15 protein-coding genes are annotated in these 15,325 nt (G+C 64.0%); 10 read left to right on the top strand and 5 right to left on the bottom strand.

What is annotated here, in order from left to right:
• Positions 1-5 precede the first annotated feature (5 nt).
• A complete protein-coding gene (locus AWB70_RS33450) occupies positions 6-1,523 on the bottom strand; it encodes an MDR family MFS transporter (RefSeq protein ID WP_053569817.1) in 1,518 nt (505 codons plus the stop codon).
• A gap of 372 nt (positions 1,524-1,895) precedes the next feature.
• Between AWB70_RS33450 and AWB70_RS33445 the strand changes: the two genes are divergently transcribed.
• On the top strand, positions 1,896-3,248 hold the full coding sequence (locus AWB70_RS33445; protein WP_053569818.1) for a sensor histidine kinase: 1,353 nt from the start codon (positions 1,896-1,898) through the stop codon (positions 3,246-3,248).
• 172 nt (positions 3,249-3,420) lie between these two features.
• Complete coding sequence (locus AWB70_RS33440; protein ID WP_014251742.1) at positions 3,421-4,104, top strand: response regulator transcription factor; 684 nt, start codon at positions 3,421-3,423, stop codon at positions 4,102-4,104.
• Between the two features lie 23 nt (positions 4,105-4,127).
• On the opposite strand, the gene AWB70_RS33435 is transcribed toward AWB70_RS33440, so the two are convergent.
• Positions 4,128-4,313, bottom strand: a complete 186-nt coding sequence (locus AWB70_RS33435) for a DUF3563 family protein (protein WP_053569819.1) — start codon at positions 4,311-4,313, stop codon at positions 4,128-4,130.
• A 273-nt stretch (positions 4,314-4,586) separates the two neighbouring features.
• Here AWB70_RS33435 and AWB70_RS33430 point away from each other — a divergent pair, with 273 nt between their 5' ends.
• The 6 genes from AWB70_RS33430 to AWB70_RS33405 all read left to right on the top strand — a co-directional run bounded on the left by AWB70_RS33430 (position 4,587) and on the right by AWB70_RS33405 (position 10,206).
• Entirely contained in the window at positions 4,587-4,952 is a 366-nt protein-coding gene (locus tag AWB70_RS33430; protein WP_014251744.1) for a hypothetical protein, read from the top strand.
• Between the two features lie 185 nt (positions 4,953-5,137).
• A complete protein-coding gene (gene dinB / locus AWB70_RS33425; RefSeq protein ID WP_053569888.1) occupies positions 5,138-6,316 on the top strand; it encodes a DNA polymerase IV in 1,179 nt (392 codons plus the stop codon).
• Between the two features lie 128 nt (positions 6,317-6,444).
• Entirely contained in the window at positions 6,445-7,350 is a 906-nt protein-coding gene (locus tag AWB70_RS33420) for a TauD/TfdA dioxygenase family protein (RefSeq protein ID WP_053569820.1), read from the top strand.
• 31 nt (positions 7,351-7,381) lie between these two features.
• Positions 7,382-8,404 carry an ABC transporter substrate-binding protein gene (locus AWB70_RS33415; protein ID WP_053569821.1) on the top strand — a complete coding sequence of 341 codons (1,023 nt, stop codon included), beginning with the start codon at positions 7,382-7,384 and terminating at the stop codon, positions 8,402-8,404.
• A gap of 102 nt (positions 8,405-8,506) precedes the next feature.
• The gene (locus AWB70_RS33410) at positions 8,507-9,331 is read left to right on the top strand and encodes an ABC transporter ATP-binding protein (RefSeq protein WP_053569822.1); all 825 of its coding nucleotides are present in this window, start codon (positions 8,507-8,509) and stop codon (positions 9,329-9,331) included.
• Entirely contained in the window at positions 9,328-10,206 is an 879-nt protein-coding gene (locus tag AWB70_RS33405; protein ID WP_053569823.1) for an ABC transporter permease, read from the top strand. The genes AWB70_RS33410 and AWB70_RS33405 overlap by 4 nt, the downstream gene beginning before the upstream one ends.
• 10 nt (positions 10,207-10,216) lie before the next feature.
• On the opposite strand, the gene AWB70_RS33400 is transcribed toward AWB70_RS33405, so the two are convergent.
• Positions 10,217-11,110: a LysR family transcriptional regulator gene (locus AWB70_RS33400; RefSeq protein ID WP_053569824.1), complete on the bottom strand. Its 894-nt coding sequence runs from the start codon at positions 11,108-11,110 to the stop codon at positions 10,217-10,219.
• A 97-nt stretch (positions 11,111-11,207) separates the two neighbouring features.
• On the opposite strand from AWB70_RS33400, the gene AWB70_RS33395 reads away from it, so the two are divergent.
• On the top strand, positions 11,208-12,212 hold the full coding sequence (locus AWB70_RS33395; protein ID WP_053569825.1) for an aldo/keto reductase: 1,005 nt from the start codon (positions 11,208-11,210) through the stop codon (positions 12,210-12,212).
• On the opposite strand, the gene AWB70_RS33390 is transcribed toward AWB70_RS33395, so the two are convergent.
• Positions 12,209-13,429, bottom strand: coding sequence for an MFS transporter (locus tag AWB70_RS33390; protein ID WP_053569826.1), 1,221 nt, complete (start codon positions 13,427-13,429; stop codon positions 12,209-12,211). The two genes, AWB70_RS33395 and AWB70_RS33390, sit on opposite strands and share 4 nt — an antisense overlap.
• Before the next feature lie 112 nt (positions 13,430-13,541).
• Between AWB70_RS33390 and AWB70_RS33385 the strand changes: the two genes are divergently transcribed.
• Positions 13,542-14,357: an exodeoxyribonuclease III gene (locus tag AWB70_RS33385; protein ID WP_053569889.1), complete on the top strand. Its 816-nt coding sequence runs from the start codon at positions 13,542-13,544 to the stop codon at positions 14,355-14,357.
• On the opposite strand, the gene AWB70_RS33380 is transcribed toward AWB70_RS33385, so the two are convergent.
• On the bottom strand, positions 14,354-15,325 hold a 972-nt coding region (locus AWB70_RS33380), incomplete at its 5' end, for an alpha/beta hydrolase (RefSeq protein WP_235024408.1). The two genes, AWB70_RS33385 and AWB70_RS33380, sit on opposite strands and share 4 nt — an antisense overlap.

The following is a 15,325-nucleotide window of genomic DNA, read 5'->3' as shown; positions in this document are numbered from 1 at the left end:
GGATTTCAGTGGAGAGCCTGATTTGCAGCGTTTTTCGCATCGGCCGCGCTGGCTGTGCCGGCGCTTCCCCGCGCGCGGCCAATGTCGATCTTCGGCATGAACATCATCGAGACGACGGTGCCGAGCGCGATCACGAACATCGCCGTGAAGGTCATATGCAGCGAGTGATGCAGCACGAGGCGGATGTCGTTGTTCAGCGAGAAGTCGCCGGGCACGGACGAAAGCAGTTGCTTCAACTGATCCGCATGCACGGGCGGCAGACCGTCCGTGTGCGTGAGGCCGTAATTCTGCACGGCGCCGAACACGGCGGCGCCGAGCGTGTTGCCGAGATTGCGCGAGAACAGGTTCGACGCCGTCGCGCTGCCGCGTTCCTGCGGCTGCACGATTTCCTGAATCAGGATGAGGCACGACACGCTCGTGATGCCCATGCCGAAGCCCAGCACCGCCGAGCCGACGCCCGCCCAGACCGGGCTCGATTCCGGGCCGAGCAGCACGAACGGCAATGCGCCGAGCGGGATGAACAGCGGGCCGGTCATCAGAAGACGCCGCAAGCCGATGCGGCTGAACGTGCGCGACGTGAACGTGGCGCCGCTCGGCCAGCCGATCATCATCATCGTGAGCGCGAGGCCCGCTTCGACCGGCGTGCGATGCATCACGCCCTGCACGTACATCGGCAGGAAGGTGGTGAGACCCATCATCGCCATGCCGGCGAGCAGGGTCGCGACGTTGCTCGCCGCAATCGGGCGATGCGACCATAGCTTGAACGAGATCATCGGATCGGCGGCGCGGCGCTCCTGCACCACGAAGCCCACGATGGCGAGCACCAGCACCGCGATCTCCACGCCGACGCGCGCATTGCTCGCGTGACCGGCATCGGTGAGCGCCATCATCAGCGCGGCGACGGCGGCCGTGAAGAAGAACGCGCCCGCGAGATCGACCGCGGGGCGGTCGTGGCGCTTTTCCTCGTGCAGAAAGAGCGTGAAGAGCAGTGCGGCCAGAATGCCGATCGGCACGTTGATCCAGAAGATCCACGACCACGAAAGCTGGCGGATCAGCAGGCCGCCGACCATCGGCCCGAGCACCGCCGACACCGCCCACACGCTCGCGAGATAACCCTGCACCTTGCCACGCTCGCGCGCCGGATAGAGATCGCCGACGACCGTCAGCGCGACCGGCAGGATCGCGCCCGCGCCGACGCCCTGAAGCAGCCGGAACACGATCATCGCGGGCATCGACCACGCGAAGCCCGCGAGTATCGAGCCGACGAGAAAGATCGCGATGCCCACGAGAATCGCGGGCTTGCGGCCGAAAATGTCGGCGAGCTTGCCGAAAACGACGGTCAGCGCGGTCTGCGTGAGCAGGAACGACGAGAACACCCAGCTATACAGATTGAGGCCGCCGAGCTGCGTCGCGATCTGCGGCATCGCGGTCGAGACGATGGTGGCTTCGATCGCGACCATGGCCATCGAGGCCATGACAGCGGCAATGACGAGGGGACGAGCGGTTTTCTTGGTTTGTGACATGCGTTTTATGAATGGCATATCGCCCGCCGCGCGCGTGCGGGGAATACATGACGAATGGAAGGTGTTGCGGCGACAGCGCTTCAGGCTTGCGATCTCCTTGCAATCCGCGCGAGGCCGCCAATTAAATCAGCGCCGCATGCAATGTTATCCCGGTGAGCCGCGGGCTGCTCGGCCGTGCGCGAGACGTTCCTCATTAAACGCTAATTGAACACGGCTACGCTGCCTGCATGCCTATCCGTCGCGCTCGATGCCGCTTCTCTCACTCACATGTCGTCTTTCAGACCGAAATCCCCCGCAATGTCGCCTAAAATCGAACCGGAAAATGGTTTGCGTCCCGGCTCGTCCCGGTCCTTCCCGAAGCGGCATACACGCATGCTCAAATCACTGAAGAATCAGCTGGTCGTCGCGCTGGGGCTACTCGTGAGCATCATTGGCGTCGTGCAGGGCGTGAGTTCGTATCAGTTGAGCAAGACCGGCATGAGCGCGCTGCTCGATATGCGCCTCGAACAGGTGGCCACGCGCCTGCGCGAAGGCGGCTTCGTCGAACGCATACCGGAAAATCCCGCGCGCGGCTCGCAGGATTTCCGCGATATCGTGGTCGTCGTGTGGAAGCCGGATGCCGACCTGCCGTACCGCACGACCGACCCGTCGCTGCAATTTCCGCGCGACGCGAAGCCCGGCTTCAGCGGCGCCGAATTCAACGGCGAGCACTGGCGCATCTTCACCCGCCAGGAGCCGACGATGACCATTCAGGTCGCGCAACGCTCGTCCGTGCGCCGCGAGCTCACCACGGAAACCGCGACGGTCACGCTCTGGCCGATCGCCGTGCTGCTGCCGCTCGTGTGGATCGCGGTCGCGTTCGTCGTCAGGCGTTCGCTGCGCCAGTTGACCGCGCTCGGCAACGAGGTGCGGTGCATCGACATGGGCCATCTGCAACCGTTGTCGACGGTCGGCGTACCCACGGAGATCAAGCCCTTCATTCATTCGATCAATACGATGATCGAGCGCCTCGCCGATTCGATCGACAAGGAGCGCAAGTTCATCGCCGACGCCGCGCACGAACTGCGCACGCCGCTGACCGCGCTTCAGCTTCAGGCGGACAATCTCGCGCCGCATATCTACCCCGGCAATCAGGAGCGCTTTCAGGAATTGCGCAAGGGCATTGCGCGCGCCGGCGGTCTCATCACGCAACTTCTGCGGCTCGCGCGCGCCGATGCGCCCGTGAACGGCACGCCGCTTTCGCGCGTCGATCTCTCCACGGTCGTGACGAACGCGGTCTCCGACGTGCTGCCGATCGCGATTGCGCGCGGCCTCGATATCGGCGCGGAGGAAATGCTGCAGGCGCACGTGCGCGCGGTCGAGACGGACATCGGCATGGCGGTGAAGAATCTCGTCTCGAACGCCGTGCGCTATACGCCCGATGGCGGCACCATCGATCTGCGCATGCGCCGCGACGCCGGCATGGTCTGGGTCGATGTCGTCGATACCGGGCCGGGCATCGACGAAGCGCTGCTGCCGCGCGTGTTCGATCGCTTCTTCCGCGCGAATCCCGACGTGGAAGGCAGCGGCCTGGGCCTTTCGATCGTGAAGGCGATCGCCGCGCGTTATGGCGGCGACGTCATGCTGGCCAATCGCCACGACGGGCGCTCGGGCATCGTGGCGTCGATCGGTTTTCCGGTCGAGGACGTGAAGGAGAGCGCGGCGGCCGTGACCGATTGCGCATGAAACACGTAGGGATTTGCGCGCCGTTTTGCGCCGATTACAATGCATTCGCTGCGTGGCGCGAAATGAAACTCGCCGGTTCAGAATGAAATAACACGACCGGTCGTGCATTAATTCATGCGTGCCGCTTTCCGGGCGCGTGGCGCGCGCCATTCTCGCGGGAGCGGGGTGGAACATGCGAATTCTCCTGATCGAAGACGACGTGCAGATCGGCACGAGCCTCATGCGTGCGCTCAAGGACGCCGACTACGCCGTCGACTGGGTCCGCGACGGCAATGCGGGCCGCGAGGCGCTCGACGCCGCCGAATACACCGTGGCGCTGCTCGATCTGGGCTTGCCGGGCATGACGGGCATCGAACTGCTACGCCAGGCGCGCACCGCGGGCAACGCAACGCCGGTGCTGATCCTCACCGCCCGCGACGATCTCGACACGCGCGTGCAAGGCCTCGATCTCGGCGCCGACGACTATCTGCTCAAGCCCTTCGACATGCCCGAACTGCTCGCGCGCATACGCGCCGTGCTGCGTCGCAAGGCGGGCTATGCAGTCTCGCGTCTCGGCGACGATTCGCTCAGCCTCAATCTCGATCAACGCACGCTCACGTGCGGCGAGAATTCCGGCGTGCTGTCCGCGCGCGAATTCGCGCTGATGCACGCGCTGCTCGAACGGCCCGGCACGATCTTCTCGCGCGATCAACTCGAAGACCGGCTTTACGGCTGGGGCAAGGAAGTCGAGAGCAACGCCGTCGACGTGCTCATTCATTCGGTGCGAAAGAAATTCGGCGCGAGCGTGATTCGCAACGTGCGCGGGCTCGGCTGGACGGTGATGCTGGGCCAGGCGGGCCGCGAAGAGCCGAAGTAGCGCACGTTGCGGGCGTCGCGCGCTCACTGCGCATCGTAGTGCCGGCCGAGCGAGCCGCAAAAATGCATGCTGTAGTCGTGATCTTCGGTCTCGACCTGACGCATGCGGCGTTCGAGATCGGCGAGATCGCTCGAAGAGGCGAGGTAGTCGTCGTGGGCATCGTGCATCGAGAAGAAGCTGCCGACGGAGTGCGAAAGACGTTCGAACATGATGTGCTCCTGTCATTGAAAGGCCCGCATGCGGGGCCGACGAATGCAGGTTATGCCGCGTGAATTAGCGGTGAATGAGAGCAGCGAAGCCACCCCTCCTTTTCGAAACGACGAAGCGTTCGGCAACGCACCGTGAAGCGGATTACGACGCGCGAAAGGCACTGCCGCGCCGCACCATCCCGTGCTATCTTGTTTTTATACGGATTTCATACGGGTTTCATACGGAGCGCCGGCGTGATCCGCATTCGTCGATCGTCTTTCGTGAAGGCCGCCATGAACGATGTGTCTCGTACCCTCAGTGCCCGCGACCGCGTCGAGTTGCTCTGCTGGCTCACGTGCGGCAGTCTCGGCGCGTATTACCTGAATGGCGACTGGCCCGCTCCTTCGTTTCACGTGCAGGCCGCGCATAAGTGGCTCGACCGGCATCAGCGCTACGCGGACTGGCTCACGGTCGCGAAGCTCGCGGCCATCGCGCGGGATATCGCCACGCAGCATTGCGCCATGCTCGAAGCAGATTGGGCGCGCGAAGCCGTCGAGGAAATTCTCGACAGCGAAGACCTCAACTATCAGTCGGATGTCGTGCGGCAGGTTTTCGACGATTGCCGCCGCGCGCTCGCGGAAAAGCGCACGCCGGAATGAACGGATCAGCGCGCGCGGTGAGGCGCTAGCGCAAAGACCTGTATGGATGTACAGTAAGCCATTTTCTTTTCATGACGGTGCCGCGCAACGGGCGCCGTGAATCGCCACCGCATGTTTCGCGCGTTCGTTCCCGCCCGTTTTGCCGCGCGCGCGCCGCTTCGCGCGGCGGCACGCTGATCTATCCGATGGACGCGCCGTCTTCCCTGCACGCCCCGCGCCGCATCGCGCATCTCGACATGGACGCGTTCTTCGCGTCGGTCGAACTGCTGCGCTATCCGGAGTTGCGCGGCATGCCGGTGGTGGTCGGCGGCGGGCGCGACGCGATTCCCGAAACGCTTCCCGACGGCACGCGGCGCTTCAGGCGCCTGCGCGATTACGCGGGCCGCGGCGTCGTGACCACCTCCACTTACGAGGCGCGCAAGTTCGGCGTGTTCTCCGCGATGGGCATGATGAAGGCCGCGCAACTCGCCCCCGACGCGATTCTGCTGCCCACCGATTTCGAGTCTTATCGGCATTATTCGCGGCTCTTCAAGGCGGCCGTCGCTGGCTTCACGACGCAAATCGAGAATCGCGGCATCGACGAGATTTATATCGATGTGAGCGATCTGGCCGGAGAATCGGCGGAGATCGGCCAGAAGATGAAGGACGCCGTGCGCGACGCGACCGGGCTCACCTGTTCGATCTGCATCGCGCCGAACAAGCTGCTCGCGAAGATCGGCTCGGAACTCGACAAGCCCGACGGCCTCACCATTCTCACGATGAACGATCTGCCGACGCGCATCTGGCCGCTCGCGGCGCGCAAGGTCAACGGCATCGGACCGAAGGCGAACGAGAAGCTCGCGGCGCTCGGCATCGTCACCGTGGGCGATATCGCGGCGGCCGATCCTGGCCTTTTACAGACGCATTTCGGTCATACGTATGCGGCCTGGCTCGCGCGCATCGCGCAGGGGCAGGACGAGCGGCCCGTCGTCGTCAGTTCGACACCGAAATCGATGAGCCGCGAGACGACCTTCGCGCGCGACTTTCATCCGAAGCACGATCGCGCGACGCTCTCGGCGGAGTTCACGGGCCTGTGCACGCGCGTCGCCGAAGACTTGCAGCGCAAAGGTTATGTCGGGCGCACGGTGGGCATCAAGCTGCGTTTCGACGATTTCCGCACCGTGACGCGCGATCTGACCATGCCCGTCGCGACGGCCGACCCGGCCGAGATTCGCCGCGCCGCGACCGAATGCCTGAAGCGCATCGTGCTCGATCGCAGGATCAGGCTGCTCGGCGTGAGAGTGAGCGCGCTGGGGCGGCCCGACGAAAGCGGTTTTATCGAGCCGGTGCAGGTCGAATTGCCGTTCGATCTTTCGGGCGAATGAAGTAGGCAAATGAAGCGGGCCTTATTTCATTGGCGCATAAAGAAATCGCAGATGCTTCGTTGCGGCGGGAATCGCCGCGCGTTAGATTGATCGCTTCCCCGAAGTCATCGATTGCCCCAAGTTCGAACGTGACGATTCAGACCGCCCCTCATTCCGAGCGCGCCGCGCAAGACGCCGCCGATCAATCCATCGAGATTCGCAAGTTCGACGCGCCGCTCGGCGCCGAAGTCATCGGGCTCGATCTTTCGAAACCGCTTTCGCAAGCCGATTTCACGCGCATTCATCGCGCGCATCTGGATCATCACGTGCTCGTGTTTCGCGATCAGCGCATCACGCCGGACGAGCAGGTCGCGTTCAGCCGGCGCTTCGGTCCGCTGCAGATTCACGTGCTGCATCAGTTCGGGCTCGCGGGGCATCCGGAAGTGCTGATCGTGTCGAACATCATGGAGAACGGCACGCCGATCGGCCTTGGCGATGCGGGTCACTTCTGGCATTCCGATCTCTCGTACAAGGACAAGCCGAGCCTCGGCTCGATGCTGCATGCGCAGGAATTGCCCGCCACCGGCGGCGACACTCTCTTTGCGAACCAGCATCTCGCGTGGGACACGTTGCCCGCGCATCTGAAGCAAGCGGTGGAGGGGCGCGCTGCCGAGCATACGTATCTCGCCAAGTATGCGGAGCTGCAAAAGCGCAGTCCGTGGCGGCCCAATCTCTCGGCCGAGCAGATCGCGCAAGTGAAGCCCGTGACGCATCCGATCGTGCGCACGCATCCCGAAACGAAACGCCGCGCGCTCTTTGTCAGCGAGCATTTCACGACGCGCGTGATCGGCCTGCCCGAAGACGAAAGCAGCGCACTGCTCGCGGAACTCTTCGCGCATAGCACGCAGCCCGAATTCGTCTATCGCCATCAATGGCGCGAGCGCGACATGGTGTTCTGGGACAACCGCTCGGTCATGCATCTCGCGGCGGGCACGCCGGACGATCAGCGCCGCAAGCTGTATCGCACGACCATCGAAGGCGACGCGCCTTTCTGAAAAATATCGCTTAATTCACGGGGTTTTCTCGATGCATTCTCGAACAGGGAAGGGCGCCGTACGCGCGCTCGTGGCCGCGCTCGCGGTTTCGCTCGGCATCACGTCGGCTGGCGCGCATGCCGAAGGCACGCTGCGCATCGCCGAGCAATTCGGCGTCGTGTATCTGCTGCTCAACGTCGCGCGCGATCAGAAGTTCATCGAGCAGGAAGGCAAGAAGGAAGGGCTCGATATCAAGGTCGACTGGGCCAAGCTCTCGGGCGGTTCGAGCGTCAACGATGCGCTGCTGTCCGGTTCGGTCGATATCGCCGCGGCGGGCGTGGGGCCGCTTCTGACGATCTGGGACCGCACGCACGGAAAGCAGAACGTGAAGGGCGTCGCTTCGCTCGGCAATTTTCCGTATTACCTCGTGTCGAACGATCCGCGTGCGAAGACCATCGCCGATTTCAGCGATAAGGATCGCATCGCGGTGCCCGCCGTCGGCGTGTCGGTGCAGTCGCGCGTCCTGCAATATGCGGCGGCGAAGCAATGGGGCGACAAGCAATACGACCGCCTCGACAAGCTCACGCAAGCGGTGCCGCATCCCGATGCGGCCGCGGCGATCATCGCGGGCGGCACGGAGATCAACGCGCATTTCGGCAATCCTCCGTTCCAGCAGCAGGAACTCGCGGGCAATCCGAAAGCGCATATCGTGCTCAATTCATACGATGTGCTCGGCGGCCCCAGCTCCGCGACCGTGCTCTATGCGACGGAGAAGTTCCGCAACGAGAATCCGAAGACGTATCGCGCGTTCGTGGCCGGTCTCGCCGATGCCGCGCGCTATATCACGCAGCATCCCGAACAGGCCGCCGATATCTATCTGCGCGTCAACAATGCGAAGATCGATCGCGACCTGCTCGTCAAGGTCATCAAGGATCCTTCGGTGCAATTCAAGGTCGCGCCGCAGAACACGTTCGCGCTTGCGCAATTCATGCATCGCGTGGGCGTGATCAGAAACGAACCGAAGACGTGGCAGGACTACTTCTTCAGCGATCCCGCGACGAAAGACGGAAGCTGACGCAGCGCTTATCCGGGATCGCGGATTGAATATGCGCAATGATTGGTTCGCGCGCGCAGAGCGCGCCGGTATCGTGTGCGTTTGCAATCCAGCACATCGAACATGGCCGCCAATCCTCAAGCGCTGTACTCAAGAGATGCCGAGCGCGATGTTTCCACGAGCGGCAAGCTGCTCAGCGCGAAGAACGTCACGCTCGAATACCGCACGCCCGAGCGGCTGGTGCGCGCGACGCACGATGTCAGCTTCGATGTCTACGGCGCCGACCGTTTCGTGCTGCTGGGGCCTTCGGGCTGCGGCAAATCCACTTTGCTGAAGGCGGTCGCCGGGTTCATCGAACCCGTTGCGGGCAGCATCGAGATCGGCGGAGAGCGTGTGCGCGGGCCGGGAGCGGATCGCATCGTCGTGTTCCAGGAGTTCGATCAACTGCCGCCGTGGAAGACCGTCGTGCAGAACGTGGCCTTTCCGCTGCGCGTCGCGCGCAAGCTCGGCCGCGCGGAGGCACGCGAACGCGCGCTGCATTATCTCGACAAAGTGGGTCTCGCGAAATTCGCCGATGCCTATCCGCACACGCTGTCCGGCGGCATGAAGCAGCGCGTTGCGATAGCGCGCGCGCTCGCGATGCAGCCGCGCGTGCTGCTGATGGACGAGCCGTTCGCCGCGCTCGATGCGCTCACGCGCCGGCGCATGCAGGAAGAGCTTCTGCGCCTCTGGAGCGACGAGCGCTTCACGCTGTTGTTCGTCACGCATTCGATCGAGGAAGCGCTCATCGTCGGCAACCGCATTCTGCTGCTGACGCCGCATCCAGGCCGCGTGCGCGCCGAACTGAACAGTCATCAATACACGCAGGAAAGTCTGGGCCGCGGCGAGTTTCAGCAGAGCGTGGCGCGCATTCATCGTTTGTTGTTTGAAGAGGAGACCGCGCTTTGAGCACGCCGCATCTCACCGTGCCGCCCGTGCGGCCCGAATATGAAGTCACGCCCGCCGCGCCCGCCGGTATCGAGCACGAAGCGCCGTTGCCGCTTTCGAAGCGGCTTGCTGACCGCTCATGGCTGCGCAAGACGATCATCGCGCTCGTCTTGATCGGGCTCTGGGAAGTCGCTGCGCGCGCCGTCGACAACGATCTTCTGCTGCCGACTTTCAGCGCAACCTTCGTCGCGTTCGTCCAGGGCATTGCGTCGGGCGAACTGATCGAAAAGATCGGCATTTCGATGTCCGTGCTGTTGCGCGGCTATGCGCTCGGCGCGGCGCTCGCATTCGTGCTGACATCGCTCGCGGTATCGACGCGCATCGGCCGCGACATCCTCTCGATGCTCACCGCGATGTTCAATCCGCTGCCGTCGATCGCGCTCTTGCCGCTCGCATTGCTATGGTTCGGACTCGGCACGGGCAGCCTGCTTTTCGTGCTCGTGCACTCGGTGTTGTGGCCGCTCGCGCTCAACACGTATGCCGGTTTTCAGGCGGTGCCTTCGACCTTGCGCATGACGGGCCGCAACTACGGTCTGAACGGCATGCGTCACGTCATGCTGATTCTGGTGCCTGCCGCGCTGCCTTCGATTCTCGCGGGCCTGCGCGTGGGCTGGGCGTTCGCGTGGCGCACGCTGATTGCGGCGGAACTCGTGTTCGGCGCGAGCTCGGGCAAGGGCGGCCTCGGCTGGTACATCTTCCAGAACCGCAACGAGCTCTATACGGATCGCGTGTTCGCCGGACTGGCGGCGGTCATCGTAATCGGCCTCGCGGTCGAGCATCTCGTGTTCGATACATTCGAGCGCGTGACCGTGCGCCGCTGGGGCGTACAGCAATAACGCCCGAAGATCAGCTCTCGGCCCGAATGAAGTCGATGAACGCGCGCAACGGCCCCGGCACGTGCGCGCGGCTCGCATAGTAAAGACGCGGCCCGGTGAAGCTCTGCCACCACGGTTTGAGCACTGGCACCAGCGCGCCGCGCTCGATGGCTTCGCGCACGAACTCGTCGAACGTATAGACGAGACCCAGGCCCGCGATGGCGCACGCGCGGCTCACTTCGATCGATGACGTCACGAGCGGCCCTTGCGGCACGATGCGTATCACGTCCTTGCCGCGCATGAATTCCCACGTCGCCAGCACGCCGCTTTCGAAGCGATGCGCGATGCATGCGTGATTCACGAGTTCGCGCGGATGCTTCGGCTCGCCATGCGCCTCGAGATAGGCCGGCGCGGCCGCGGCGACGAAGCGCTGTGTGCGTGGCCCGATGGGCACGGCGATCATGTCGCGCTCGATGCGCTCGTCATAGCGGATGCCCGCATCGAACCCGGCCGCGAGCACGTCGATGAAGTTATCGCTTGCGCTCAGTTCCAGGGTGATGCCCGGATGCGTCGCAAGAAAGCGCGCGACGATGGACGGCAGGACTTCGCGCGAGACGATGGTCGGCACGTTCAGGCGCAGCGTGCCGGTCGGGCTGTCGCGAAAGCCGTTCACGGCATCGAGCGCGCCCGCGATCTCCGCGAACGCGGGCGCGAGGCGTTCGATCAGGCGCGCGCCCGCTTCGGTCGGCGTCACGCTGCGCGTCGTGCGATTGAGAAGCCGCACGCCCAGACGCGTTTCGAGCCTGCGCACCGCCTCGCTCAGCGACGACGCCGACGCGCCGCGCAACAGTGCCGCCTGCCTGAAGCCGCGCGAACGCGCGACAGCCAGAAACGCGTGAAGATCCGACAGATCGGGTTCGCTCATTGTTCGCCTCGGCGCACAGCCCATTCGCATTGAAGCGGATTATCGCACGGGCTTTTTGCTCACATAATGCTCTCCATCGCCTTCAGGAGAGAACAGCATGGAACAACGCAAGCTCGGAAAGACCGGCCCGCAATCGTCGGCCATCGGACTCGGATGCATGGGCATGTCGGGCATGTACGGGCCGTCCGATCGCGCGGAAAGCATCGCGACGATTCACGCCGCGCTCGAAGCAGGCGTCACGCTGCTCGACACCGGCGATTTCTACGGCATGGGTCACAACGAAATGCTGATCGGCGAGGCGTTGCGAAGCGCGCCGCCTTCGCGCCGCGATGCCGCGATCCTCAGCGTGAAGTTCGGCGGCATGCGCGATCCGGCGGGCCGCTTCATCGGCTTCGACGGCCGTCCCGTCGCCGTGAAGAATGCGCTCGCGTACACCTTGCAGCGGCTCGGCGTCGAGCATATCGACATCTATCGTCCGGCGCGGCTCGATGCGAACGTGCCGGTCGAAGACACCGTCGGCGCGATCGCCGAGCTGATCGATGCGGGCTATGTGCGTCATGTCGGACTTTCGGAAGTGGGCGCGCAGACGCTTCGCAAGGCCGCCGCCGTGCATCCCGTGTGCGACTTGCAGATCGAGTACTCGCTGATCACGCGCGGCATGGAAGACGCGATCTTGCCGGCGTGCCGCGAGCTGGGCATTGCAATTACGGCATATGGCGTGCTGTCGCGCGGTTTGATCAGCGGGCACTGGAACAAGGACGACGCGCAAACGGGCGACTGGCGCGCGAGCAGCCCGCGCTTTCAGCAAGGCAACGTCGAACGCAATCTCGCGCTCGTCGATGCACTGCGCAAGATCGCCGATGCCAAGCGCGTGAGCGTGGCGCAGATCGCGATTGCGTGGGTGCTCGCGCAGGGCGAGGACATCGTGCCGGTCGTCGGTGCGCGCCGCCGCGACCGGTTGACGGAATCGCTCGGCGCGCTCGAGGTGAAGCTCACGAACGACGAACTCGCCGCGATCGAAGCGGCCGTGCCGAAGGGCGCGGCATCGGGCGATCGGTATGAAGCCGTGCAGATGGCCCATCTCGACAGCGAGAAAGCTTAAGTCTGCGCATCGACCTCGCGGGCGCGCTTCTTTCGCAGAAAGACCCAAGCGTTGAACGCGGCGCCCGCGAACATCAGCACGCTCGTCATCACGAAGACGGCGTGCATGCCCGAATGCGCGGCAATGAAGCCGCCCGCGAGCGGTCCCGTCACTTGCCCGATGTATTGCGCCGAGGTCGCGTAGCCGAGGATGTAGCCGGCCGCATGGTCCGGCACGTTGTGACGCACGACGCTCGTGATCGCGGGCAGGAGGCCGCCCAATGCGAGGCCCATCAGAAAGCGCAGCACGACAAGCTGCGTGCCGTTGGTCACGAAGATCTGCGGTATCAGCAGCACGCCGCACACGGCAAGACAACAGACGATGACCTTCGGCGCGCCGATGCGGTCCGCGAGCCGTCCGACGCGCGGCGCGGCGAGCACGCTGCCGAGCGCGGCCGCGGACATGACGAAGCCCGCGACGAGCGTGATCTTCTTCGGATCGTCGACGAGCTGCGAAACATAGACCGTGATGATCGGCTCGATCGACATGTTGGCGAACATGAGCAGCATGGCGCTCGCGAGCATGGCGAAGACGGGCGTGAGAAGCGGCACGTCGCGCCATCCGCCGCGCGGCGTTTGCTTCACGCTCTCCGGCGAGCGGCGCTCTTCCTTCACGAGCAGCGTCGTCATGATGAACGAGCAGAAGATGAGTCCGCCCGCGAGAAAGAAAGTCGCGCGTATGCCGATGAGACCCGGCAGCAATCCGCCGACGAGCGGACCGACGAGATTGCCCGCCATCATGCCCGCCGCGTGCGTGCCGAGCGCCCACGCGGTGCGATGCCGCGGCGTTTGCGTCGCGATCATCACAATGGCGCCGCTCGCATAGCCGCCGACGAGCCCCGCGAGAAAGCGCATCGCAACGAGCTGCCAGACCGTTTGCACGACGCCGAGCAGCGACATCGTGATCGCCATGCCGAGACTCGCGCGAATCAGGATGGGCTTTCTGCCATAGCGGTCGGCGAGCCGTCCCCAGAGCGGCGCGACGAGCCCCGCCGCGAGAAAGGTCGCGCCGAACGCGACGCCCGACCACTGCACGGCCGCATCCACCGATGTCGCGCCCAGCTGCTGCACGTAGATCGGCAGGAAGGGCAGGAGCAGCGTCATCGCCATGATGGTCGTGAACGAGCCGAATACGCAGACGTAGAGATTGCGTTGCCAGTGGATGGAGCCGTCGGACATGGGGCGCGCGTGGTTGTCGTTTGTGCGTGACTGTCGCAGATTTTCGGCCGTCTTGCTCGCGCGCGACGCGGCACGCAATCTGCGACGCGTGTACGATCGATTCGATCCACCGATGGAGAGACGCCGAGTGAAAATCGCGACCTTCAACATCAACGGCATCCGTCCGCGGCTCGACGCGCTATTGAAATGGCTCGAACGCGAAGCGCCCGATATCGTCTGCCTGCAGGAATTGAAGGCGACCGACGCGCAGTTTCCCGCCGATGCGATCGCCAGCGCGGGCTATGGTGCGCTGTGGCACGGCCAGCAATCGTGGAACGGCGTGGCGATTCTCGCGAAGGGCGTCGATCCCGTGCTCAGCCGGCGCGGGCTGCCCGGCTTCGAGGACGACACGCATAGCCGTTACATCGAAGCGGCGGTGGGCGGCATCGTGATCGGCTGTCTGTATCTCCCGAACGGCAACCCGCAGCCCGGCCCGAAGTTCGATTACAAGCTCGCGTGGTTCGAGCGATTCAACGCGCATGCGAAGGCCTTGTTCGACAGCGGTCATCCCGTGGTGCTCGCGGGCGACTACAACGTCGTGCCCACCGACGAGGACATCTACAACACGCGCTCCTGGCTCAAGGACGCGCTGTTGCAGCCCGAGAGCCGGGCCGCCTATGCGGAGCTGCTCGCGCAGGGCTGGACGGATGCGTTGCGCAAGAAGTTTCCCGACGAGCGCATCTATACGTTCTGGGATTACTTTCGCAATCACTGGCAGACGAATTCGGGTTTGCGTATCGATCACCTTCTGCTCAGCAAGGATCTGGCGAAGAAGCTCGATGAAGCGGGCGTCGATAAATGGGTGCGCGGCGAGCCGCATGCGAGCGATCACGCACCGGCATGGATCACGCTCAAACTCGGACGTGCACGCAGGAAGGCGGGCGCTTAGGCTTGCATTGCGTGGCGCGCGGCTTGCAGCGATGCGAGGAATCGCATGACGTGCTCGCGTCCGCCCTTCGTCCAGACATTGAGATGATCGGCGTCTTCGATGAGCGCGAGTTGTTTATCGCCGCGCGCCGCGCCGAAGAGGCGCTGGAAGTGCTCGGGCGGGATCACGCCGTCTTTGGTGCCGCCGTAGATCAGGATCGGCGCATTAACGGACGCAATTTTCGACAGACTGTCGTAGCGGTCGCGCGCGAACAGGCGCACGGGAAAGAGCCAGAAGCGCTTCGCGGCGACTTCGACGATGCTGGTGAATGGCGCTTCGAGAATCAGTGCGTCGATTTTCGCTTCGCTCGCGAGTTGCACGGCGACGCCTGAACCGAGCGAATAGCCATGCAGCACGATGTGTTTCGAACGCGCTGCGGCGTAGGCGTAGGCGGCGCGGGCATCGGCGTATAGGCCGGCTTCGTGAGGCTTGCCGGGGTTGCCGCCGTAGCCGCGGTATTCGGCGAGTAGTACGCCGTAGCCTGCTTCGATCATCTCCAGCGCGATATGGGCGCGTTGGGTCAGGTCTTCGCCGTTGCCGTGGAAGAGGATGATCGTGGGGGAGGTTTCGGTTGGCGGCGCCTTGTAGCGGGCTGTCAGGGTGAGGGCATCGGCGGTCTTTATGCTGATGGGCTCGGTTTGGTGCTCGAGTTCGGGGCTTTTGAAGGCTTCAATCTGCTCTAGGGGATAGACTAGTCTTCCTTGTAGCCAATATAAGGCCGCAAAGGCTAGAGCGTAGGCGAGCGCTATCGCGGTTAGGAGGATCCAGAGGGCTTCGCGCATTGGGTCTTTTTTTGGGCCGGGGTGGTTCTTCACATGGTAGTGGGTATTTTTCGCCGGATCCCGATTTCTCGTTGGTTTATTAGCACTGCCCCTCCCCGGGGCGGGGGTAACTTTCTTTGCTGCTGCAAAGAAAGTCACCAAAGAAAG

Origin of the sequence: Caballeronia cordobensis (genome assembly GCF_001544575.2) — a bacterium.
Lineage (GTDB): Bacteria > Pseudomonadota > Gammaproteobacteria > Burkholderiales > Burkholderiaceae > Caballeronia > Caballeronia cordobensis.
This window is presented reverse-complemented; position numbering and strand designations above follow the sequence as displayed.